The 21568-nt window shown below is 71.1% G+C and carries 19 protein-coding genes and 1 riboswitch; of the genes, 7 read left to right on the top strand and 12 right to left on the bottom strand.

The window, feature by feature from the left end; translation table 11 throughout:
• Positions 1-49 precede the first annotated feature (49 nt).
• Positions 50-745 (top strand): N-acetylmuramoyl-L-alanine amidase, encoded by a 696-nt coding sequence (locus OG392_RS25630; protein ID WP_329283320.1) that lies wholly within the window; start codon positions 50-52, stop codon positions 743-745.
• A 39-nt stretch (positions 746-784) separates the two neighbouring features.
• On the opposite strand, the gene OG392_RS25625 is transcribed toward OG392_RS25630, so the two are convergent.
• From OG392_RS25625 to OG392_RS25575, 11 genes are all read right to left on the bottom strand, one after another.
• Entirely contained in the window at positions 785-1948 is a 1164-nt protein-coding gene (locus OG392_RS25625) for a cysteine desulfurase family protein (RefSeq protein ID WP_329283318.1), read from the bottom strand.
• Positions 1949-2226: 278 nt separating this feature from the next.
• Positions 2227-3108 (bottom strand): thioesterase family protein, encoded by an 882-nt coding sequence (locus OG392_RS25620; protein WP_329283316.1) that lies wholly within the window; start codon positions 3106-3108, stop codon positions 2227-2229.
• Positions 3109-3131: 23 nt separating this feature from the next.
• Positions 3132-3809, bottom strand: a complete 678-nt coding sequence (locus OG392_RS25615) for a trimeric intracellular cation channel family protein (RefSeq protein ID WP_329283315.1) — start codon at positions 3807-3809, stop codon at positions 3132-3134.
• 164 nt (positions 3810-3973) lie between these two features.
• A complete protein-coding gene (locus OG392_RS25610; RefSeq protein ID WP_329287447.1) occupies positions 3974-5143 on the bottom strand; it encodes an ABC transporter ATP-binding protein in 1170 nt (389 codons plus the stop codon).
• Positions 5144-5151: 8 nt separating this feature from the next.
• Positions 5152-6255, bottom strand: coding sequence for an ABC transporter ATP-binding protein (locus OG392_RS25605; RefSeq protein WP_329283313.1), 1104 nt, complete (start codon positions 6253-6255; stop codon positions 5152-5154).
• Complete coding sequence (locus tag OG392_RS25600) at positions 6252-7250, bottom strand: ABC transporter permease (protein WP_329283311.1); 999 nt, start codon at positions 7248-7250, stop codon at positions 6252-6254. The genes OG392_RS25605 and OG392_RS25600 overlap by 4 nt, the downstream gene beginning before the upstream one ends.
• 114 nt (positions 7251-7364) lie before the next feature.
• Positions 7365-9128 carry an ABC transporter substrate-binding protein gene (locus tag OG392_RS25595; RefSeq protein ID WP_329283308.1) on the bottom strand — a complete coding sequence of 588 codons (1764 nt, stop codon included), beginning with the start codon at positions 9126-9128 and terminating at the stop codon, positions 7365-7367.
• A gap of 109 nt (positions 9129-9237) precedes the next feature.
• Complete coding sequence (locus tag OG392_RS25590; protein WP_329283306.1) at positions 9238-10257, bottom strand: ABC transporter permease; 1020 nt, start codon at positions 10255-10257, stop codon at positions 9238-9240.
• 363 nt (positions 10258-10620) lie between these two features.
• Positions 10621-11412 carry an enhanced serine sensitivity protein SseB C-terminal domain-containing protein gene (locus tag OG392_RS25585; RefSeq protein WP_329283304.1) on the bottom strand — a complete coding sequence of 264 codons (792 nt, stop codon included), beginning with the start codon at positions 11410-11412 and terminating at the stop codon, positions 10621-10623.
• Between the two features lie 84 nt (positions 11413-11496).
• Positions 11497-12237 (bottom strand): enhanced serine sensitivity protein SseB, encoded by a 741-nt coding sequence (locus tag OG392_RS25580; RefSeq protein WP_329283302.1) that lies wholly within the window; start codon positions 12235-12237, stop codon positions 11497-11499.
• Positions 12238-12408: 171 nt separating this feature from the next.
• The gene (locus OG392_RS25575; protein ID WP_329283300.1) at positions 12409-13071 is read right to left on the bottom strand and encodes an AAA family ATPase; all 663 of its coding nucleotides are present in this window, start codon (positions 13069-13071) and stop codon (positions 12409-12411) included.
• A 151-nt stretch (positions 13072-13222) separates the two neighbouring features.
• Positions 13223-13321: riboswitch (glycine riboswitch) on the top strand.
• Positions 13322-13490: 169 nt separating this feature from the next.
• Between OG392_RS25575 and gcvT the strand changes: the two genes are divergently transcribed.
• From gcvT to OG392_RS25555, 4 genes are all read left to right on the top strand, one after another.
• Positions 13491-14615: a glycine cleavage system aminomethyltransferase GcvT gene (gcvT, locus tag OG392_RS25570; RefSeq protein WP_329283298.1), complete on the top strand. Its 1125-nt coding sequence runs from the start codon at positions 13491-13493 to the stop codon at positions 14613-14615.
• A gap of 77 nt (positions 14616-14692) precedes the next feature.
• A complete protein-coding gene (gcvH, locus tag OG392_RS25565; RefSeq protein WP_329283295.1) occupies positions 14693-15070 on the top strand; it encodes a glycine cleavage system protein GcvH in 378 nt (125 codons plus the stop codon).
• A gap of 24 nt (positions 15071-15094) precedes the next feature.
• Positions 15095-16363, top strand: coding sequence for a serine hydroxymethyltransferase (gene glyA, locus OG392_RS25560; protein WP_329283293.1), 1269 nt, complete (start codon positions 15095-15097; stop codon positions 16361-16363).
• A 166-nt stretch (positions 16364-16529) separates the two neighbouring features.
• A complete protein-coding gene (locus OG392_RS25555; protein ID WP_329283291.1) occupies positions 16530-17900 on the top strand; it encodes an L-serine ammonia-lyase in 1371 nt (456 codons plus the stop codon).
• 239 nt (positions 17901-18139) lie between these two features.
• Here OG392_RS25555 and OG392_RS25550 read toward each other — a convergent pair whose 3' ends face one another.
• Positions 18140-19462, bottom strand: a complete 1323-nt coding sequence (locus tag OG392_RS25550; protein ID WP_443054872.1) for an FAD-dependent monooxygenase — start codon at positions 19460-19462, stop codon at positions 18140-18142.
• A 220-nt stretch (positions 19463-19682) separates the two neighbouring features.
• On the opposite strand from OG392_RS25550, the gene OG392_RS25545 reads away from it, so the two are divergent.
• Entirely contained in the window at positions 19683-20672 is a 990-nt protein-coding gene (locus tag OG392_RS25545; protein ID WP_329283287.1) for an ABC transporter ATP-binding protein, read from the top strand.
• A complete protein-coding gene (locus OG392_RS25540; protein ID WP_329283285.1) occupies positions 20669-21502 on the top strand; it encodes an ABC transporter permease in 834 nt (277 codons plus the stop codon). The genes OG392_RS25545 and OG392_RS25540 overlap by 4 nt, the downstream gene beginning before the upstream one ends.
• Positions 21503-21568 lie beyond the last annotated feature (66 nt).

The raw sequence follows: 21568 nt of genomic DNA, 5'->3' as shown, positions 1-21568 counted from the left end.
GTACGGGGCGCCGGGAACCACAGTCGCGGTAGTAAGCGTTCTCGGAGGCATGGGGAGCAAGGCGAGTGGTGCGGGCGGGGCCGGCGGTTCGGGAAAGTCCGGCGGTTCCGGCAGACGGGTGGGGCGGCGCGCGGTGCTGCTCGGCGGCGGGGTCGCCGTCCTGGGGACGGCGGCGCTGGCCAGGGACGAGCTGGCGCGTGCCTGGTGGCGGCTGCCGGGGATGGAGAAGAAGCGGGTCGAGGGCGAGCTCGACCACAAGGCCGCCGAGTGGACCTCGGCGTCGCGGGCGAACTGGCGACGGGCCGACCGGCCGGACGACTACCGGATCGACCGGGTCGTGATCCATGTCGTCCAGGGCAGTTACGCCACCGCCCTCAAGGTCTTCAAGGACCCCGGGCACGGGGCCGCCGCGCACTACGTGGTCCGCGAGGACGGGCACGTGGCGCAGATGATCAGGGAGCTCGACGTCGCCTTCCACGCCGGGAACCGCGACATGAACGAGCGGAGCATCGGCATCGAGCACGAGGGCTTCGTCGACCGGCCGCAGGACTTCACGGCGGCGATGTACGCGGGCTCGGCGCGGCTGACGGCCGACATATGCGCCCGGTACGGGATACCCGTGGACCGGGAGCACATCATCGGGCACGTCGAGGTCGAGGGCACCGACCACACCGACCCCGGTCCGCACTGGGACTGGGACCGCTATCTCAAGCTGGTGCGGGAGGCGTCGAAGGCCCGGGCCTGAGCGCCTTCGGCACGCTCGCGCGCGGGCCTCCCGCGCCGGTCAGCTGAGGCCCGCGGTCCTGGCCCGTTCCACGGCGGGGCCGATCGCGTCCGCGACCGCCGCGACGTCCTCCTTGGTGGAGGTGTGGCCGAGCGAGAAGCGCAGGGTGCCCCGGGCCAGGTCCGGGTCGGTGCCGGTCGCCAGGAGGACATGGCTCGGCTGGGCGATGCCCGCCGTGCAGGCGGAGCCCGTGGAGCAGGCGATGCCGGCCGCGTCGAGCAGCAGGAGCAGGGAGTCGCCCTCGCAGCCGGGGAAGGTGAAGTGGGCGTTGGCGGGGAGCCGCTCGACGGGGTCGCCGCCGAGGATCACGTCGGGGACGAGCGCCCGGACCTCGGCCACGAGCTCGTCGCGCAGCGCGCCGATCTCCCGGGCGAACTCCTCTCGCCGCTCGGTGGCGAGCCGGGCGGCGACCGCGAAGGCGGCGACGGCCGGCACGTCGAGGGTGCCGGAGCGGACGTGCCGCTCCTGGCCACCGCCGTGCAGGACGGGTACGGGGGTGTGCTCGCGCCCCAGGAGCAGGGCTCCGATGCCGTACGGGCCGCCGATCTTGTGTCCGGAGACGGTCATCGCGGCGAGGCCCGAGGCCGCGAAGTCGACCTCGGTCTGACCGACGGCCTGGACGGCGTCGGCGTGCAGCGGTACGCCGAACTCGGCTGCTGCGTCGGCCAGTTCACGGACCGGCATGACGGTGCCGATCTCGTTGTTGGCCCACATGACGGTGGCGAGGGCGACGGAACCGGGGTCGCGGGCGATCGCCTCGCGCAGGGCCTCGGGGTGCACGCGGCCGTACCGGTCGACCGGCAGGTACTCGACGTCGGCACCCTCGTGGGTGGCGAGCCAGTCGACGGCGTCGAGCACGGCGTGGTGCTCCACCGGGCTGGCGAGAACGCGGGTGCGGTGGGGGTCGGCGTCGCGGCGGGACCAGTAGAGGCCCTTCACGGCGAGGTTGTCCGCCTCGGTGCCGCCGGAGGTGAAGACGACCTCGCTCGGCCGCGCGCCGAGCGCGGCGGCGAGCGTCTCGCGCCCCTCCTCGACGGTCCGCCGGGCGCGCCGTCCGGCGGCGTGCAGGGAGGAGGCGTTGCCCGTGACGGCGAGCTGGGCGGTCATCGCCTCGATCGCCTCGGGCAGCATGGGCGTGGTCGCGGCGTGGTCGAGGTAAGCCATGGTGGGTCGATTCTACGAGCCCGTGCTCCCGGCCCTGGCGGGTGGCCGGTTTACGCCGCCGAGCGCGGCGGGTGCCGGGGCCGGGGCCGTGCCCCGGCCGGGCGGGCGGCGGCCCGTGACCTGGGCCGGCGGCGCGCTCCCGGGGCCTTCCCGGACGGCGGGGCCGCCTCAGGGCCGTACGGGTCGTACGTACCCCGGGGAGTGCGGGCCCCGGGGTGCGTACGCCCCTCTCGGCGCCGGTCGGCGCTTTCCGGCTCGGGGTCGGAGCCGGAAGCGCGTCAGGCGCGCGGCGCGCGGGCCAGCTGGCGGGACTGTGCCACCAGTCGGCCGGCGCTGTCCCAGACCTCGGCGTCCTCCTCCAGGAAGCCGCCGGCGAGGTTGCGGGTGGTGATGGAGACCCGCAGCGGGCCGGGGGCCGGGCGGCAGCGGACGTGGGTGGTGAGCTCGACGGTCGGGGTCCAGCCCTTCAGGCCCAGCTCGAAGGAGGTCGGCGGCAGGGCGTCGACGGTCAGGAGCAGCGAGAGCGCGTCCGGCTCCCGGCCGTCCGCGAGGCCGAACCATGCGCGCATCTCGCCCTTGCCCGACGGCGCGCCGATCGCCCAGCCCACGCAGGCCGGGTCGAGGCGCAGGTCGAGCCGGTCGGCGATGGCCGAGGAGCCCGGAATCGCCGGGGTCGGGCCGTCGGAGGCGGCGAAGCAGTTCTCGATGGCGGCCATCGCCGGGGGCGTCGCGGTGGTGCGGACGTCGTCGGGGAGCGCCGCGAGGTCGCCGTACGAGGCGAGGACCCGGATGCGCTCGACCTCGGTGCCGTCCTCCGCGTACTGGAAGAGGGAGGCCTGGCCGGTGGAGAGCGTGCGGCCGGTGCGGACGGTCTCGGTCCTGATCACCGCGGGGCCCGGCACGGACGGCGTGAGGTAGTGGGCCGAGATCGTGAACGGGTCGGGGTGCGGGAGGTGCTCGCCGAGGGCGCGGCCGAGCAGAGCGAGGAGGTAGCCGCCGTTGACCGCGTGGATGATCGTCCAGCCCGCGGAGAGGTCGGCGTCGTAGACGCCGGGCTCCCGGAGGGTGACGGCGGTGTCGCGGTCGAACTCGTACGTGCGCTCGTCGCGCTCGCCCTCGCGCTCGCTCGTCGCGACGGGGGTCTCGATGCTCGTGCTCATGTTTCCGACGGTACCCCAGGAAGCTACTGAGCGGTAGCTTTTTCCGGCTGCTCGCGTGCGGAGGACCGCCGGTTCCAGGCGCGGGGCGCGCGCCAGTGGTAGCGCATCGCGAGCAGGCGCAGCAGGAACGCGGTGAGGACGGCGGCGCCGCTGGTCCAGCCGTTGAGCATGTCGAAACGGATGCACAGGGCGACCATCCCGGCCCCGACGATGGCGGGGACGGCGTACAGGTCCCGGTCCCAGCGCAGCAGCGACGGCACCTCGTTGGCGAGCACGTCCCGCAGGACACCGCCGCCGACGGCCGTCGCGAGACCCAGCGCGGCGGAGGAGGTGAGGCCGAGGCCGTAGTCGTACGCCTTCGTCGTACCGGTCACGCAGAAGAGGCCCAGGCCGGCGGCGTCGAAGACGTTCACGGCGTTCTGGGTGCGCTCGACCTCCGGGTGGAGGAAGAAGACGAGGCCCGCGGCGATCAGGGGCATGAGGAAGTAGCCGAGATCGGTGAAGGCGGCGGGCGGCACGGCGCCGATGATCAGGTCGCGGAAGAGGCCGCCGCCGAGGGCGGTGACCTCGGCGAGGACGGCGATGCCGAAGACGTCGAAGTTCTTGCGGACGGCGAGGAGGGCGCCGGAGATGGCGAAGACGAAGATGCCGACGAGATCGAGGGCGTGTTGGACGGAGGGGGTGAACAGGTCGTGGAGCACCGACCAATTGTGCCGGTAGTTCCCGTGGGGCCTGCGGGGGCTCCCCGTCCCGGGGCCGCCGGGGGCGGCCGGACCCGGGGGGGGACCCCCCGATCCCCGACCGCCCGCCGCCCCCGTACGCACGGAGGCCCCCGTGCCTTTCGGCGGCGGGGGCCTCCTCTGGTTCATGCCTTCGGTGCGTCGTCCTCGGCGGCGGCCTCGTCCGGCGTCTCCACCGGCTCCGGCTTCGACTCCGGCTCCGGCTTCGACTCCGGCTCGGACGGCTTCTCCGGCTCCGGCTGCTTCTCCGGCTCCGGGGCCTTCGTCGAGGGGGTGAGTTCCACCGACTGCCTCGCTCCCGGGATCGTCAGCACTTCCGTGTTCTCCGGGTGGTGGCAGGCCACTCGCTGGCCCGGGCGGAGTTCGACCAGGGGCGGTTCCTGCGTCCGGCAGAGGTCCGTGGCCTTCCAGCAGCGCGTGTTGAAACGGCAGCCCGGCGGCGGGGCGATCGGGGACGGGACGTCGCCGGTCAGGAGGATGCGGTCGCTCTTCGCGCCCCGGCGGCGGGGGTCCGGGATCGGGACCGCCGACATGAGCGCGCGGGTGTACGGGTGCATCGGGTTCTCGTAGAGGGACTTGCGGTCCGCGAGTTCCACGATCTTGCCCAGGTACATCACCGCGATGCGGTCCGAGACGTGCCGGATGACCGACAGGTCGTGCGCGATGATCACGTACGTGAGGCCGAGCTCCTGCTGGAGGTCGTCCAGGAGGTTGACCACCTGGGCCTGGATGGAGACGTCCAGGGCCGAGACCGGCTCGTCCGCCACCACGAGCTTCGGCTTGAGGGCCAGCGCGCGGGCGATGCCGATGCGCTGGCGCTGACCGCCGGAGAACTCGTGCGGGTAGCGGTTGTAGTGCTCCGGGTTGAGGCCGACCAGGCCGAGCAGGCGCTGGACCTCCTTCTTCACGCCGCCCTCGGGCTCCACGCCCTGGAGCTTGAAGGGGGCCGAGACGATCGTGCCGACGGTGTGACGCGGGTTCAGCGAGCCGTAGGGGTCCTGGAAGATCATCTGGATGTCCCGGCGGAACGGGCGCATGCCCGAGACGCCGAGGTGCGAGATGTCCTTGCCCTGGAACTCGACCGTACCGCCCGTCGGTTCGAGGAGCCGGGTGATCAGACGGCCCATCGTGGACTTGCCGCAGCCGGACTCGCCGACGACGCCGAGGGTCTCACCGGGCAGGACCTCGAAGTCGATCCCGTCGACCGCCTTGACCGCGCCGGTCTGCCGCTGGAGAAGCCCCTTCTTGATGGGGAAGTGCTTCTTCAGGCCGGTGACCTTGAGGAGGGGTTCCATGGTCTCGCTCACAGTTTCGGCGCAATCTCTTCGGTCCAGATACGGGTCCGCTCCTCCTGCGGCATGTGGCAGGCCGAGAAGTGGCGGTCCCCGGCCGGCGCCAGTTCCGGCCGCTGGGTGCGCGTGATGCCGCCCTTGGGGACGTCCGCGTACGGGCAGCGGGGGTTGAAGGCGCAGCCGCTCGGGATGTTGATGAGGCTGGGCGGGTTGCCCTTCACCGGGATGAGCCGCTCGGTCTGGTCGCGGTCGATCCTCGGCATCGAGCCGAGCAGGCCCCAGGTGTAGGGGTGCTGCGGCTCGTAGAAGACGGACTCGGCCGGTCCGCGCTCGACGCAGCGCCCGCCGTACATCACGAGGATGTCGTCGGCGAGCTCGGCGACGACGCCGAGGTCGTGGGTGATGATGACGACCGCGGAGCCGAACTCCTTCTGGAGGTCCCGCATCAGATCGAGGATCTGGGCCTGCACGGTCACGTCGAGCGCGGTGGTCGGCTCGTCGGCGATGAGCAGCGCGGGGTTGTTGACGAGCGCCATGGCGATCATCGCGCGCTGGCGCATGCCGCCGGAGAACTCGTGCGGGTAGTTGTCGAACCGCTTGGCGGGCTCGGGGATGCCGACCCGGTCGAGGAGTTCGACGGCCCGCCTGCGCGCCGTCTTCTTGTCGACGTCGTGGTGGACGCGGTACGCCTCCACGATCTGGTTGCCGACCGTGTAGTACGGGTGCATCGCGGACAGCGGGTCCTGGAAGATCATCGCCATGTCGCGGCCGCGCATCCTGCGGACCTCGTCCGGGTCGGCCGAGAGCAGCTCCCGGCCGTCGAGCCAGATCTCGCCCGAGATCTTCGCCTTCTGCCGGCCGTACTGGCCGACCGTGTGCAGGCCCATGATGCCGAGCGAGGTGACCGACTTGCCGGAGCCGGACTCGCCCACGATGCCGAGGGTCTTGCCCTTCTCCAGCTGGAAGCTGAGACCGTCGACCGACTTGACCAGACCGTCGTCGGTCGGGAAGTGGATCTTCAGGTCGCGCACGTCGAGGAAGGCGCCGGAGGGGGCGGACCCGGTGGCGACGGGTTCGCCCACCGCCGCACCGGTCTTCGTCAGCTTGTCCGTCATGCGAGCCTCACTCGGGGGTCGATCACGGCGTACAGCAGGTCCACGACGAGGTTGGCGATGACGACGCACGCCGCGGTGATCAGCGTGACGGCCAGGATCAGCGGCAGGTCGCGCTCGCTGACGCCCTTGATGGCGAGTCCGCCGAGGCCGTGGAGGCTGAACGCGGTCTCGGTCAGGATCGCGCCGCCGACGAGGGCGCCGAGGTCCATGCCGAAGATGGTCAGGATGGGGGTCATGGTGGAGCGCATGGCGTGCTTGCCGAGCACGACCGACTCCGGGAGGCCCTTGGCCCGTGCGGTGCGGATGTAGTCCTCGCCGAGGACCTCCAGCATGGTCGCGCGGGTGAGCCGCGCGTACATGGCCGCGTACAGGAAGGCGAGGGTCACCCAGGGCAGCAGCAGGCCGCCGAACCAGCCACCGACGGACTCGGTGATCGGCGTGTACGAGGCGTTGAGCCAGCCCAGTTGGGTACGGAAGACCAGCATCGCCAGCATGGCGGTGAAGAAGATGGGCAGCGACACACCGGCGAGCGCGGTGATCATGGCCGCCCGGTCGATGATCGTGCCCCGCTTGAGCGCGGAGAGGACGCCGGTGGAGACACCCAGGATCAGCCAGAGCACGGCGGCGCCGATGACCATGGAGAGGGTGACGGGGAAGGCGTCGACCAGCATCGACGAGACGTCCTGCTCGGTGCGGAACGAGTAGCCGAAGCAGGGCGCCGCGCAGTGGATGGTGTCGCCGCCGCCCGTGTAGTCACGGCCGACGAAGATGCCGGAGACGAAGTGCCAGAACTGCACCAGGATCGGCTCGTCCAGGCCCAGTTTCTGCCGGACGGCTTCGATGGATGCCGGATCCGCCTGCTTGCCGACGAACATCGCGGCAGGGTCGCTGCCGGTCATCTTGGGGATGAGGAAGAAGATGCTGAGCGTCACGAGCGTGACGACGAGCAGCATCACGACGACTGCGAAGAGTCGCCGGACTATGTATGCAAGCATGCGGTCGGCCGGTCGGCGGCCGGGGGACCCGATCGGGTCCCCCGGCCGCCGCCCTCGGCCATCACCTGCCCTTCGGACCTGGCGGCGGGTGGTGCGCCGGTGAAGCGGGTCGGATTACTTGACGACGCCGAGCGACGCGTAGTCGTAGCGGCCGTTGTAGGCGTCCGCCGTGTAGACGTTGGTCAGCCGGGAGCTGCGCCAGATGATGTTCTTCTCGTGGGTGAAGGGCAGGTAGACCGCGGCCTCTGACACCTTCGTGTTGATCTGCTTGTAGAGCTCGCCGGCCTTGACCGGGTCGGTCTCCTTCAGCGCCTGGTCGAACAGCCCGTTGACGGACTTGTCGTTCAGCTCGGAGAAGTTGTTGTTGCCGCTCTGGAGGATGAAGCGGCCGTCGACCAGCGGCTGGAGGAAGCCCTGACCGGTCGGGAAGTCGGCGCCCCAGCCCATGATGATGATGCCGTAGCCCTTGTCCTTGACGACCTTCGGCGAACCGATGATGCCGGACGTCTGGGCGCCGTCGAACTGGTCGATCTGGGCGTCGATGCCGACCTTCAGCAGCGACTGCTGGAGGGACTCGGCGGTCGCGATCTCGATCTTCTTGTTGTTGCGGACCGCGATCGTGGTCTTGAAGCCGTTCGGCTTACCGCACTTCGCCAGGGCCTCCTTGGCCTTGGCGAGGTCCGGGGCGCCACCGAGCTTGCCGTACGGGTCGGCCTTCGGGTCGGCGCCCTTGATCGCCGGCGGCAGCATGTTGGAGGCGATGTCGCCACCGGCCTGCGGGCCGCCACGGGCGGTCTGCAGCGACTTGGAGTCGGCCGCGTAGATCATGGCCTTGCGGCACTCGATGTTGGGCGTGACCGTCTGCGGGAAGACCGCGTAGCGGATGAAGCCCGTCTGCGGGTTGTCGACGTTGCCCTTGTGCTGCTGCAGCACCTTCTGGCGCGCGGAGGCGCCGACGCCCGTCGCGTTGATGTCGAGGTCGTACTCGCCCTCGACGAGACGGTTGTCCATGTCGTCGGCGTTCGTGGTGAACGTGACGCTGACGCTCTCCGGCAGGGCCTTGCGGACGGTGTCCGTCTTGGCGTCCCACTTGTCGTTGCGGACGAGCTTGATGGACTTGTTCGGGGTGTACGACTGCCACTTGTACGGGCCGGAGGAGAAGGGCTTCAGGCCGTACTTGGCCTTGGTGTCCTTGTCCTGGCGGACCGGGGAGGCGGCGGGCATGGCCAGCATCTGCAGGAAGTCACCGTTGGCGACCGGCAGCTTGAAGACGATGGTCTTGTCGTCCGGGGTCTCGATCGCCTTCAGGCCGAGCTTGTCCGCGGAGGTGTCCTTGTAGGGACCCTTGTACTCGCCCTTGGGGTCGAGGACCTGCTGGAGGTAGATCGGGCCGCCGGAGATGACGTCCTGGGCCCAGATGCGCTCGATGCCGTACTTGATGTCCTTGGAGGTGATCGGCTTGCCGTCCTCCCAGGCCACCCCGTCCTTCAGCGTGAAGGTGTAGGTGAGGCCGTCGGCCGAGACCTTGCCGGCGTCGGTGGCGAGGTCCGGGACGAGCTCGGTGGAGGCGGCACCCGGCTCGGCCTTGAAGGTGACCAGCTGACGCGTGTAGTAGCGCGCGAAGTCCCACACGAAGCCGTAGTACCCGCGCTGCGGGTCCCACGAGTCGGCCTCCTGCGAGCCGATGAACTTGAGCTCGCCGCCCTTCTTGTCGGAGGCGTTGGCGACCTTGTTCACACCGGCGTTGAAGCCGGGCGCTCCGCCCTTGCCCTTGTCGCCGCTGTCGCCGTTGCCGCCACCGCAGGCGGTGGTGACGACCATCGTGGCCGCCGCGAGCAGCGCGCCCGCGGCGATTCTGCGCTGAGAGCTCTTCAGCATGGTTCCAGCAACCTCCGGGATAGTGGCGGCCGTACGGCGGTCCGCCGATTGGGGTTCAGCCTCCTGTCGCCAGCGGCAGGGGCGGGTCGTGCGGGTCGTCGGCGAACGGTCAGCGGGAGCCCTTCGGGTCGAGCGCGTCACGCACGCCGTCGCCGAAGAGGTTGAACGCCAGAACGGTGATGAAGATCGCGAAGCCGGGGATCACCATGAACAGCGGGTCCGACTCGTAGGTGGTGATGGCCGTCGACAGCATCTGTCCCCAGGAGGCGGTGGGCGGCTTCACGCCCGCGCCGAGGAAGCTGAGCGCCGCTTCGGTGAGGATGTTGGTGGGGATCATGAGGGTCGCGTAGACCGTGATCGGGGCGATCAGGTTGGGCAGCAGCTCACGGCGCAGGATGTAGAGGCGGCCGGCGCCGAGGCTCTGGGCGGCCTCGACGTACTCGCGGTTGCGCAGCGAGAGGGTCTGGCCGCGGACGATGCGGCCCACGTACGGCCAGCCGAAGAAGCCGATGACGAGCACCAGGGCGGCGATGCGGACGCCGGAGCCGTCGAGTCCGAGGAGTTCGTTCGGCAGGACGGAGACCAGGGCGATCGTGAAGAGCAGCTGCGGGAAGGCGAGCATCACGTCCATGACCCGGCTGAGGGCCGCGTCGATCCAGCCGCCGAAGTAGCCGGCGATGATGCCGAGGATCGTGCCGAGGACGACGGCGAAGACCGCCGCGAGGAAGGCGACGAGCAGCGAGATGCGGGCGCCGTAGACGATGCGGCTGAACACGTCGCGGCCGTTGACCGGCTCGACTCCGAAGAGGAAGTCGGAGCTGACGCCGCCCCAGGAGCCGATCGGGGTGCCGAACAGCGGGTCGATCTGGTCCTCGTGGAACTCGTCCGGCGGGTGGCCGAGGAGGCCCACGATGACCGGCGCGAAGATCGCGACGAGGACGAGGAAGACGACGATGAAGGCGCCCGCGAGGGCCAGTTTGTCCCGCTTGAGGCGGGTCCAGGCGATCTGCCAGGGCGAGCGGCCCTCGATCGCCTTGCCGGGGACGCCGGGAATGCCGGGGGCGTCGGGCGCGCCATCGACGGTGGCGGTCGCCTCGCCCGCACTCTTCTCGTGCAGTGGTGCCGTCATCGTGGTGAGGACCCCTCTCGGCCGCCGGTAGCCGGCCCTTGCCCGCCGCGGGTAGCGGCTCGGTGGAACAACCTGCTGGGCACCTGCTCGAAAGGAGCCGAACGCCCGGTGTTCCGGGGAGTCTTCAATGCGCTTGTGATCACCCGCCAGCCCTGACGAGGAATGTTTGCTCAAACGTGATGCGGTGCTGCGACTTCCGTTATCCGGACGTCGCGATCACGTGAGCGGACCATCTCGGGGCCTCTTCCCCCCAATCGGGCATGTCCTCTCAACTGGGCGTTCGAGCCCCTTAATAGGGACGAACGAAAGCCTCCGGAGCGAACTCCGGAGGCTCGTGGGGCAGAACGCGAGAAGGGGTACGTCTCAGTATCCGGACGGCGCCGGCGGCGGGTATCCGTAGCCCGGAACGGGCGCCGCGCCGCGGCCGGCGTGCGCCTCGCGGTCGTAGAACGGGCGGCCGTTCGCCCGCAGCCAGAGGGCCACCGGGTCGTACGCGTCCGAGAGGGCGACCGTCGAGACGGGCAGCCCCTCGGGTACGGATCCGATGGACTGGCGCATCATCGTCCGGACGGCGTCGACGGCCGCAGGCGAGGTGTCGTACAGATCGAGGCCGATGGCGAGGTACGGGGAGCCGAGCGCGGGCTGCACCCAGCCGCGTCGCAGTGCCCGGACGGCCGGGGTGCGGTGCGCGTTCTGCGTGAGCAGGGCGTAGAACTGCGGGATCTCCAGGGCGGGCTCGGTGACCCGGAGCGGCCCGGCGGGCATCCGGTCCAGGCCGGTGGCGATCCGGCGCAGGTCGGCCCAGGGGATGCCGACGCCACCGCCGGGGGCGTGCGGATTCAGCCAGACGCCCCAGCGGTCGGGGTAGAGGGCGCGGGCGATCTCCCGGCCGGTGACGAGCTCATGGGCGCGGTGCCAGCCGGAGGCGGCGAGTTCCTGGGCGGAGGTGACGCAGGGCGCGTAGCCGAAGCCGTCGACCTCCATGTTCCCGTACTGGGCGTCGGACGAGCCGGGCGAACCGTGCCAGAGCAGCATCCAGAGCTCGCCGTCGGCGAGGGCGTGCAGCAGCTGCTCGTACGCGTCGTAGCGTCCGGGTGCCACCTGGCGCAGCATGTGCTCGACCTGTCCGGTCGCCGCGGTGCCTGACGCGCTCACCCTGGGTCCCGCCCCTCTTCCGTCACCGTGTCTGTTCCGACGTCTGTCCTGCTGTCGAGAAGTTCAGCTTAAACAGGCCGTCCGTCACACGGCGGCGCGCTGGTAGAAGGGGCGCACGCGCTCCAGCATCCAGTCGCCGACCGGGTCCTGTGCCATGTCGAGCAGGATGAGGTTGACCGGCCAGGCGCATTCGACGCGGCCGAGGGCCCGGCCGAGGGCGTCCAGCGGCGCGTTGCGGTCGACGCCGTCCCAGGCGACGAGCTGGACGCCGACGAAGAGGGCGGGTTCGGTGCCCTCGACGCTGGCGAGCGCCCGGCGGGCGGTGGTGACGACCCCGGTGGCCTCGAACTCGGCGGACGCGGCGGCGAGGAAGTCGACGGGGTCGTCCTGCCAGTCGGGCTCGAAGAGCCGGACGCGGCCGCCGGTGGCGGGCCCGTCGAGCGGGGTGCGGCCGACGCGGCAGAGCTCGGCGACGGCCGGCGGGGGCAGCGGGACGCCGACGGCGCCGCCCGGGTTCACGGCGATGCCGAGCTGCGGGGGCAGGCCGCGGGCGAAGTCACGGGCCGGGGCGACGGTGAACGACATGTGGCTGCCGACGCAGGCGAGGAACTGCTCCTCGGAGCTGAAAACGGGGACGTACGCCGCGCCGTCGATCTCCATGGTGGCGAGGTCCAGATTCGGGCTGTCGGGTCCACCGCCGTTGGGCAGGGGCACCCAGACCCGGCTGCGGCCGAGGACCTCGACCAGGCGGGCGCCCGCCGAGGGGTTGCCGAGGGAGGCGGCAAGGACCTCTTCGAGCTCGTTGCCCGGCCACGTCACGTCCACGGTCCCGTTTCCCCTTCTCGCACGGCCTGCCGTACCGGCCGCCCCGGCAGCACCCTAACGCCGCCCCGGCGCCGCCGTGGCCAAAAGAAGGTGTACGGGCACTCCCGGACAGGGGGCGTGCGTCACAGCGACCCGCCTCGGGCCGCCCCGCGTACGTCGTGGGTGCCCGGGTCAGGCCGCCTCGCGGAATCCGATCTTCCGGAGGATGTCCGCCGCGTCCCGGTCGAGCAGGGTCGCGGAGGCGCAGCCGTGCGGCAGCCGGCCGGACTCCGCCGCCGCGACGAGCCGGGCGACGGCCCGCCGGTGCCGGGCGAAGGCGTACGACGAGACCCCCCGGCCACGGGACCGCTGCCCCTCACGGGCGGTGCCGGGCTCGACGTCGAGCAGGACCAGATGGAGGGACCGGCCGCGGCGGCGGGCCTCGCGGGCGAGCCATCCCCGCACCCAGGACTGGGTGCCGCAGTCGTGGACGACCACTCCGGCGCCGGAACGCAGGGCGCGCCGCAGCCCCGCGTAGTGCGCGATCCGGACCAGCGGGCGGTAGACGGCGTACGGCAGGAGGCGGGGCATCCGGGCGTCCCAGCGCTCCCGGGTGTCCTGCGAGTCGATGCCGGCGCCTTCGGCGGCGCGCCGCATGAGGGTGGACTTGCCGCTGCCGGGCAGCCCGGAGACGACCACCAGGTCGCCGGCGGCGTAGGTGAGGGCGCGGGGGCCGCGGCCGCCGCGCTCGCGCAGGTCACGCAGGATCCGCCCGCGGCCGCGGGTCCTGGCACGGGCTCGCTGGGACGGTATGCCGGTACTCGGCGCGTACGCGCCGGTGTGCTGGAACCTCATCGCTTCTCCCCCTGCCGGGCCTGGGAAGACCCTTGCCCACAAAGTGTAAAGAAGCGGTAATGGGACACAAGCGATGTGCCCCGCCGACCGCGCGTGCAATGATGTGCGCGCCAGGCGCGCACAGTCGCCACACAATCGCATACCGGCCGCTCGAATCCGCGCGGGAGAGTTCCGGACACCAGGCGTGTCCGGACGCCGAAGGAGCAAGACCCTCCCTTGAATCTCTCAGGCCCCGTACCGCGTGGATGAGGCAGATCTGAAAAGCGGGACACCCTGTGTCCCCACCCAAGGTGCAAACCGATCTCTCGGCGACGAGATGCTCTCGGTGAACCTCTCAGGTTCCATGACAGATGGGGAGGACGTCCTCGCCGTCATGTGTTTCGTCACCGATCACGCCCTTGGGACCCGGGAGCCACCCCATGAGCACTGCCCCCCGTCTGACCGCCCTCGATGCATTGCATCGTTCGCTGGGCGCGACCATGACCGACTTCGCCGGCTGGGACATGCCGCTCCGGTACGGCAGCGAGCGGGACGAGCACATCGCCGTCCGCACCAAGGCCGGTCTCTTCGACCTCTCCCACATGGGCGAGATCACCGTCACCGGCCCGCGGGCGGTCGAGCTCCTCGACCACGCCCTGGTCGGCAACATCTCCACGGTGGGCGTCGGCCGCGCCCGCTACACGATGATCTGCCAGGAGGACGGCGGCATCCTCGACGACCTGATCGTCTACCGCCTCGGCGAGACGGAGTACATGGTCGTCGCCAACGCCTCCAACGCGCAGATCGTCCTGGACGCGCTGACGGAGCGCGCGGCCGGCTTCGACGCCGAGGTGCGGGACGACCGTGACGCGTACGCCCTGATCGCGGTCCAGGGCCCGGAGTCCCCCGGCATCCTGAAGGCGATCACCGACGCCGACCTCGACGGTCTGAAGTACTACGCAGGCCTGCCCGGCACGGTCGCCGGCGTACCCGCGCTGATCGCCCGTACCGGCTACACCGGCGAGGACGGCTTCGAGCTGTTCCTGAAGCCCGAGCACGCCGAGGGCGTCTGGCGGGCGCTGACCGAGGCCGGCGCGCCGGTCGGGCTGATCCCCTGCGGCCTGTCCTGCCGTGACACGCTCCGCCTGGAGGCGGGCATGCCGCTGTACGGCCACGAGCTGACCACCGCGCTGACGCCCTTCGACGCGGGCCTGGGCCGGGTCGTGAAGTTCGAGAAGACGACGAACGACGGCCGCTTCGTCGGCCGCGAGGCGCTGGAGAAGGCCGCCGAGCGTGCCGAGACCGCCCCGCCGCGCAAGCTCGTCGGTCTGGTCGCCGAGGGCCGCCGGGTGCCGCGCGCCGGCTTCTCCGTCGTCAAGGACGGCGTGGTGATCGGCGAGGTCACCTCCGGCGCCCCGTCCCCGACCCTCGGAAAGCCGATCGCCATGGCGTACGTGGACGCGGCGCACGCCGAGCCCGGCACCCAGGGTGTAGGTGTGGACATCCGAGGCACCCACGAGGCGTACGAGGTCGTGGCGCTGCCGTTCTACAAGCGCCAGAAGTGACGTATCCGTCTCACTTCGCGTCTCACCCCGCAAGACCCACGTTCATCAGTACTCCCTCGATCCAGGAGAATCAGGTCATGAGCAACCCCCAGCAGCTGCGCTACACCAAGGAGCACGAGTGGCTGTCGGACGCCGAGGCCGGCGTCGCGACCGTCGGCATCACGGAGTTCGCCGCCAACGCGCTCGGTGACGTCGTCTACGCCCAGCTCCCGGAGGTCGGGTCCACGATCACCGCGGGCGAGTCCTGCGGCGAGCTGGAGTCCACCAAGTCGGTCAGCGACCTGTACGCCCCGGTGACGGGCGAGATCGTCGAGGCCAACCAGGACGTCGTGGACGACCCGTCCCTCGTGAACACCGCTCCGTTCGAGGGTGGCTGGCTGTTCAAGGTACGGCTCACGGGCGAGCCGGAGGACCTGCTCACCGCCGACGAGTACGCCGCCTTCACCGCCGGCTAACCCGAGACCCCTAGGGATCGATTCATGTCGCTTCTGAACACTCCTCTCCACGAGCTGGACCCGGACGTCGCCGCCGCCGTCGACGCCGAGCTCCGCCGTCAGCAGTCCACGCTCGAGATGATCGCCTCGGAGAACTTCGCTCCGGTCGCCGTCATGGAGGCGCAGGGCTCCGTCCTCACCAACAAGTACGCCGAGGGCTACCCGGGCCGCCGCTACTACGGTGGCTGCGAGCACGTCGACGTGGCCGAGCAGATCGCGATCGACCGGATCAAGGACCTGTTCGGCGCCGAGTACGCCAACGTCCAGCCGCACTCCGGTGCCTCCGCGAACCAGGCCGCCCTCTTCGCGATCGCCCAGCCCGGCGACACGATCCTGGGCCTTGACCTGGCGCACGGCGGTCACCTGACCCACGGCATGCGCCTGAACTTCTCGGGCAAGCAGTTCAACGTGGTCGCGTACCACGTGGACGAGGCCGGCCTGGTCGACATGGCCGAGGTCGAGCGCCTCGCCAAGGAGCACCGCCCCAAGGTGATCATCGCGGGCTGGTCCGCCTACCCGCGTCAGCTGGACTTCGCCGAGTTCCGCCGGATCGCCGACGAGGTCGAGGCCTACCTGTGGGTCGACATGGCCCACTTCGCCGGTCTGGTCGCGGCCGGTCTGCACCCGAACCCGGTCGAGCACGCGGACGTGGTGACCTCCACCACGCACAAGACGCTCGGCGGCCCCCGCGGCGGCATCATCCTGGCGAAGAAGGAGTTCGCCAAGAAGCTGAACTCCTCGGTCTTCCCCGGTTTCCAGGGCGGCCCGCTGGAGCACGTGATCGCGGCCAAGGCCGTCTCCTTCAAGGTCGCGGCCTCGGAGGAGTTCAAGGAGCGCCAGCAGCGCACCCTGGACGGCGCCCGCATCATCGCCGAGCGCCTGGTCCGGGACGACGTCACCGCCCACGGTGTCTCCGTCCTGTCCGGCGGTACGGACGTCCACCTGCTCCTCGTCGACCTGCGCGACAGCGAGCTGGACGGCCAGCAGGCCGAGGACCGTCTCCACGAGGTCGGCATCACGGTCAACCGGAACGCCGTTCCGAACGACCCGCGCCCGCCGATGGTCACCTCGGGTCTGCGCATCGGTACGCCGGCGCTCGCGACCCGCGGTTTCCAGGCAGAGGACTTCACCGAGGTCGGCGACATCATCGCGGAGACCCTGAAGCCCGGCTTCGACGCCGACAAGGCCGCTTCGCTGAAGGCCCGGGTGACGGCGCTCGCCGACAAGCACCCGCTGTACCCCGGCCTGAAGTAATTTCGTACCCTTTTGTTCGCACGGACCTTCGGGGCACCGCGCACACTGGACAGTGAGCGCGGTGCCCCACCCCATGTCCTCGCGCTGTTCCGTACGTCCTTCTTCTCCGCGCTTTTCTGCTCCACCCCGGCAGACAACGGCGTCTAGCCCCCACAAGGAGTCCTCCGTGGCCATCTCGGTCTTCGACCTGTTCTCGATCGGCATCGGTCCGTCGAGCTCCCACACGGTGGGACCGATGCGCGCGGCCCGGATGTTCGCCCGCCGCCTCAAGAACGAGGGACTGCTCGCCCACACCGCGCACGTCCGGGCGGAGCTGTACGGCTCGCTCGGCGCGACCGGCCACGGCCACGGCACCCCGAAGGCCGTCCTCCTCGGCCTGGAGGGCAGCTCACCGCGCACGGTGAACGTGGAGACGGCGGACGACGAGGTCGAGCGGATCAAGTCGAGCGGCCGGATCAACCTGCTCGGCGCGCACGAGATCCCCTTCGACTTCGACGCCGACCTGATCCTGCACCGGCGCAAGGCCCTGCCGTACCACGCCAACGGGATGACGATCTTCGCGTACGACGCGGAGGGCGGCCTGGTCCTGGAGAAGACGTACTACTCGGTCGGCGGCGGCTTCGTCGTGGACGAGGACGCCGTCCAGGGCGAGAACCCGATCGTCCCGGACGACACCGTCCTGAAGTACCCCTTCCGCACCGGCGACGAGCTGCTCCGGCTCGCGAAGGAGACCGGTCTTTCGATCTCCGCGCTGATGCTGGAGAACGAGAAGGCCTGGCGCACCGAGGACGAGATCCGCACGGGCCTGCTGGAGATCTGGCGGGTCATGCAGTCCTGCGTCTCGCGCGGCATGTCCCGCGAGGGCATCCTGCCCGGCGGCCTCAAGGTCCGCCGGCGCGCCGCGAACCTGGCCCGCAAGCTGCGCTCCGAGGGCGACCCGAAGATGCACGCCATGGAGTGGATCACCCTCTACGCGATGGCCGTGAACGAGGAGAACGCGGCGGGCGGGCGGGTGGTCACCGCCCCGACGAACGGCGCGGCCGGCATCATCCCCGCCGTCCTGCACTACTACACGAACTTCGTGCCCGGCGCCGACGACGAGGGCATCGTCCGCTTCATGCTGGCGGCCGGCGCGGTCGGCATGCTCTTCAAGGAGAACGCCTCGATCTCCGGCGCCGAGGTCGGCTGCCAGGGCGAGGTCGGCTCGGCCTGCTCGATGGCGGCGGGCGCCCTCGCGGAGGTCCTCGGCGGCACGCCGGAGCAGGTGGAGAACGCGGCCGAGATCGGCATGGAGCACAACCTGGGCCTGACCTGCGACCCGGTGGGCGGCCTGGTCCAGATCCCGTGCATCGAGCGCAACGGCATGGCGGCGGTCAAGGCCGTCACGGCGGCGAAGATGTCGATGCGCGGCGACGGCAGCCACCTGGTCTCCCTCGACAAGGTCATCAAGACCATGAAGGAGACCGGCGCGGACATGAGCGTGAAGTACAAGGAGACCGCGCGCGGCGGTCTCGCGGTGAACATCATCGAGTGCTGAATCGATTGTTCACATGACGGTCCCCGGGCCGGGCGGCCGCCGCCGCCCGGGCCGGGGGCCGGATCAGTAGCGCACCGCCGGGATGCCCCGGCGGAGTGCGTGACGATGCGATGTGGAGCGTTGCGGTGCGATGCGGTGCGGAATGTGCCGCTGCGCAGCCGGGGACGAACGTACCGTCGCGGGCAGGGTCACATAATAGGTCTAGGCCAATGGGCGGGGCTCGTGCGCCCCGGCCGTCGTCACGCCGGAGTCGGCACCACGCTCCTGCCCGTCTCGTGGGCGTACAGCATCGCCCGGTCACGGAGGGCCGCGTGGACGGCCATGCGGGCGTCGCGGCGGCGCTGGGCCGGACCGTCGGGCAGGTGCAGGATGCCGGCGTTGCCGCGCGAGCCGCGCTGGATCTCCGCGGTGCGCGGGATCCGGAGCGACTGGTAGCGGTCCAGCCGGGCCGCGGTCGTCGACGGCGCCGGGCCGGCCAGACAGGCCGCCAGGTCCATCGCGTCCTCGACCGCCTGGTTCGCCCCCTGCGCCATGAACGGCAGCATCGGGTGCGCGGCGTCGCCGAGCAGGGTCAGCCGGCGCGAGGACCACACGTCCAGCGGCGGGCGGTCGTGCAGCGCCCACTGCAGGGTCGTCTCGACGGCACCCACGACGTCCGCGACCAGACCGGTCCAGCCGCCGAACACGCGGCGCAGCGCCTCCGGATCGCCCGGGACCGACCAGGACTCGCCCGGGGACTGCGCCATCGGCACCGTCGCCGCGAAGCTCAGGTACTCCCCCGCCGCGACCGGGTAGCACACGAAGTGCCCGCCCGGGCCGAGCCAGAGGCGCACCAGTGGCGCGCGGGCGTCGTCCGGGAGCCGGTCCATCGGCACCAGACCCCGGTAGATGCCGAGCCCCGAGAACTCCGGCTCGTCGCGCCGGAACGCCTCGCGGACCGTGGAGTGGATGCCGTCGGCTCCCACCACCAGCTCCGCCCCGCGGACGGTCCCGTCCTCGAAGGTCAGCCGGACACCGTCACCCGACGCTCCTGTCTCCCGCGCCTCGCTGAGGCGTTCGCCCAGCTTGAGGCTGCCCTCGTCGACGAGGGTGAGGAGCGCGTCGTGGAGATGCGCCCGGTGCACCGTGTAGTACGGGGCCCCGAACATCCGCTCGCACTCCGCGCCGAGAGGCGTCCGGGCGATCGGCCGCCCGCTCCACCCCCGTACCTCCATGGCCTCGATCGCCACCGCCCGCTCGCGCAGGGCAGGGCCGAGGCCGAGCCGCAGCAGCGGCCTGACCGCGTTGGGCGAGAGCTGCACTCCCGCCCCCACCTCCGCGAGCCGCCGCGTCTGTTCGTACACCGTGTACGGAATGCCCATGGAGGAGAGCGCACCGGCCAGCGTCAGTCCGCCGATGCCGGCACCGACCACCGAGACGTGCGGCCGCTCCTCCGCTCCCCACTCGTCCAGATCCCCGAACCGCACCTTTGAGACCGCCTTCCGCGTCGCTGCTGTGTCGGCACCGTCGGCGTCGCCGGCCGCGGTCTCCCGCAGCCCTGCCGTCCGCCGCACCCCGAGCATGGGTCGCCCACCGGCCCCCGGCAACGCGGGTCACGCGCCCCTCTGACAACTGTCGCGGCTTCCATGACGTCCGTCACCGCCGCCCCCGCGGGCCCGGCCGGGCCCACCGGCCCGGACCTAACGTCGAGGCTGCGCCCCGGAGTCCGTCTGCGGGCGACGACCCCACGACGTCCCACCACCACGCCGGGAGGCACACAGTGACACGAGCCGAGGGACCGCGGTGACCGCCGCGGTGGCCGTGGAAGGCCTGCAGAAGCGGTACGGCGACCACGAGGCCGTGCGCGGCGTCGACTTCAGCGTCGCCGAGGGCGAGATCTTCGCCCTGCTCGGGCCGAACGGCGCGGGCAAGACCACCACCCTGGAGATCCTGGAGGGCTTCCGGGAGCGCGACGGCGGGCGGGTCGAGGTCCTCGGCCGCGACCCCGGCGTCAAGGCCGACGGCCACTGGCTGCGCGGCCAGGTCGGACTCGTCCTCCAGGACATCGCCGTGGAGCCCTATCTGTCGGTACGGGAGACCGTGGCCCGCAACGCCGGCTACTACCCGGACCCGCGGAACGTCGACGAACTGCTCGACCTCGTCGGCCTGAACGAGAAGAAGGGCGCCAAGGTCAAGGACTTGTCCGGCGGCCAGAAGCGCCGGCTCGACCTGGCGCTCGGCGTCGTCGGCCGGCCCAGGCTGCTGTTCCTGGACGAGCCGACCACCGGCTTCGACCCGAACGCGCGCCGCGGCGCCTGGGACGTCGTGCGCAATCTGCGCGACGACGGCACCACCATCGTCCTCACCACCCACTACATGGACGAGGCGCAGGCGCTGGCCGACTCGGTCGTGGTCATCGCCGAGGGCCGGATCGTCGCCTCGGGCACCCCGGACACCCTGGGCGGCCGCGACAGCGCCCAGACCCGGATCCGCTTCGCGCTGCCGGCGGGCGCCGCGCTCGCCGACGTACCGCTGCCGGTGAGCGATGTGGAGGACGGTCTGGTGACGGCCGAGACGACCGAGCCGACGACCGCGCTGCACCGGCTGACCGGCTGGGCCCTCGACCGGGGCACGCCGCTCGACCGGCTGACCGTCGAGCAGCCCACGCTCGAGGACGTCTACCTGAGCCTGACCAGCGAGTACGTACAGCAGGAAGCCTCCTCGCCGTCGTCCGCGCGGGAGCGCAAGGCGCCCGCCGGACGAGGCCGCCGACCCGGACGGAGCCGCTCATGACCACCCTGATCCCCCCGACCGCCGAGACGACCGCTCCGGCGGCCCCGGCGGCCCGCGCGGACGCCCCGCCCGCGCGGAACCCGCTGGCCCTGCTGGGTCATCAGATCCGCTACGAGCAGCTGTCGTTCTGGCGCAACCCGCAGTCGATGGTCTTCACCTTCGTGCTGCCGATCGTCATCATCGGCATCTTCGGCGCCGTGTTCAGCGGCAGCGAGGGCCAGGACTTCTTCTTCGGTCTGACCGGCATGCAGTACTACACGCCGGTGATCGCCGCGGTGTCCGTACTCGGCGCCTGCTACGGCCAGTTGGCGATCGTGCTCGCGATGCGCCGGCAGACCGGGATCCTCAAGCGGCTGCACGCCACGCCGCTGCCGGCCTGGGTCTACTTCGCCGGTCTGCTCGTGCACTGCGTCGTCGTCAGCATCGTCGACGTCGCGCTCGTCTTCGGCATCGGCGCGCTCTACGGCGTCGATCTGCCCACCCACTGGGGCGCGGTCCTGCTCACGCTCGTCCTGGGCGCGGCGAGCTTCTGCGCGCTCGGTGTCGGCGTGGCCTCACTGATCAAGAACTCCGAGGCGGCCCCGGCCGTCGTGCAGTTCATCCAGTTCCCGCTGGTCTTCATCTCGGGCAGCTACTTCCCGATCCACGCGGAGCTCCTCAACACCATCGCGGGTCTGCTGCCCGTGAAGCCGTTCAACGACGCCATGCTGGCGCTCTTCACCCAGGACGCCGGCTTCCAGTGGCGTGACCTGGCGGTCCTCGCCGCCTGGGGTGTCATCGGCGCCCTGATCGCCGTCCGCAGCTTCCGCTGGGACCCGCGCCCCGAGTAGCCGTCGGACGCGCACCACGAAAAGGCCCGACCGGGAGACCGGCCGGGCCTTTCGTGATCCCCGTGG

Origin of the sequence: Streptomyces sp. NBC_00691, from assembly GCF_036226665.1 — a bacterium.
Taxonomy (GTDB): Bacteria; Actinomycetota; Actinomycetes; order Streptomycetales; family Streptomycetaceae; genus Streptomyces.
Note: the sequence above shows the minus strand (reverse complement) of the source record. Positions and strands in the feature narration are given on the sequence as shown.

Coding starts and splice junctions, on each gene's coding strand:
- OG392_RS25630 (WP_329283320.1), top strand. CDS start 50: ATGGGGAGCAAGGCGAGTGGTGCGGGCGGGGCCGGCGGTTCGGGAAAG.
- OG392_RS25625 (WP_329283318.1), bottom strand. CDS start 1,948: ATGGCTTACCTCGACCACGCCGCGACCACGCCCATGCTGCCCGAGGCG.
- OG392_RS25620 (WP_329283316.1), bottom strand. CDS start 3,108: ATGAGCACGAGCATCGAGACCCCCGTCGCGACGAGCGAGCGCGAGGGC.
- OG392_RS25610 (WP_329287447.1), bottom strand. CDS start 5,143: ATGGAACCCCTCCTCAAGGTCACCGGCCTGAAGAAGCACTTCCCCATC.
- OG392_RS25605 (WP_329283313.1), bottom strand. CDS start 6,255: ATGACGGACAAGCTGACGAAGACCGGTGCGGCGGTGGGCGAACCCGTC.
- OG392_RS25600 (WP_329283311.1), bottom strand. CDS start 7,250: ATGCTTGCATACATAGTCCGGCGACTCTTCGCAGTCGTCGTGATGCTG.
- OG392_RS25595 (WP_329283308.1), bottom strand. CDS start 9,128: ATGCTGAAGAGCTCTCAGCGCAGAATCGCCGCGGGCGCGCTGCTCGCG.
- OG392_RS25590 (WP_329283306.1), bottom strand. CDS start 10,257: ATGACGGCACCACTGCACGAGAAGAGTGCGGGCGAGGCGACCGCCACC.
- OG392_RS25575 (WP_329283300.1), bottom strand. CDS start 13,071: ATGAGGTTCCAGCACACCGGCGCGTACGCGCCGAGTACCGGCATACCG.
- gcvT (WP_329283298.1), top strand. CDS start 13,491: ATGAGCACTGCCCCCCGTCTGACCGCCCTCGATGCATTGCATCGTTCG.
- gcvH (WP_329283295.1), top strand. CDS start 14,693: ATGAGCAACCCCCAGCAGCTGCGCTACACCAAGGAGCACGAGTGGCTG.
- glyA (WP_329283293.1), top strand. CDS start 15,095: ATGTCGCTTCTGAACACTCCTCTCCACGAGCTGGACCCGGACGTCGCC.
- OG392_RS25550 (WP_443054872.1), bottom strand. CDS start 19,462: ATGCTCGGGGTGCGGCGGACGGCAGGGCTGCGGGAGACCGCGGCCGGC.
- OG392_RS25540 (WP_329283285.1), top strand. CDS start 20,669: ATGACCACCCTGATCCCCCCGACCGCCGAGACGACCGCTCCGGCGGCC.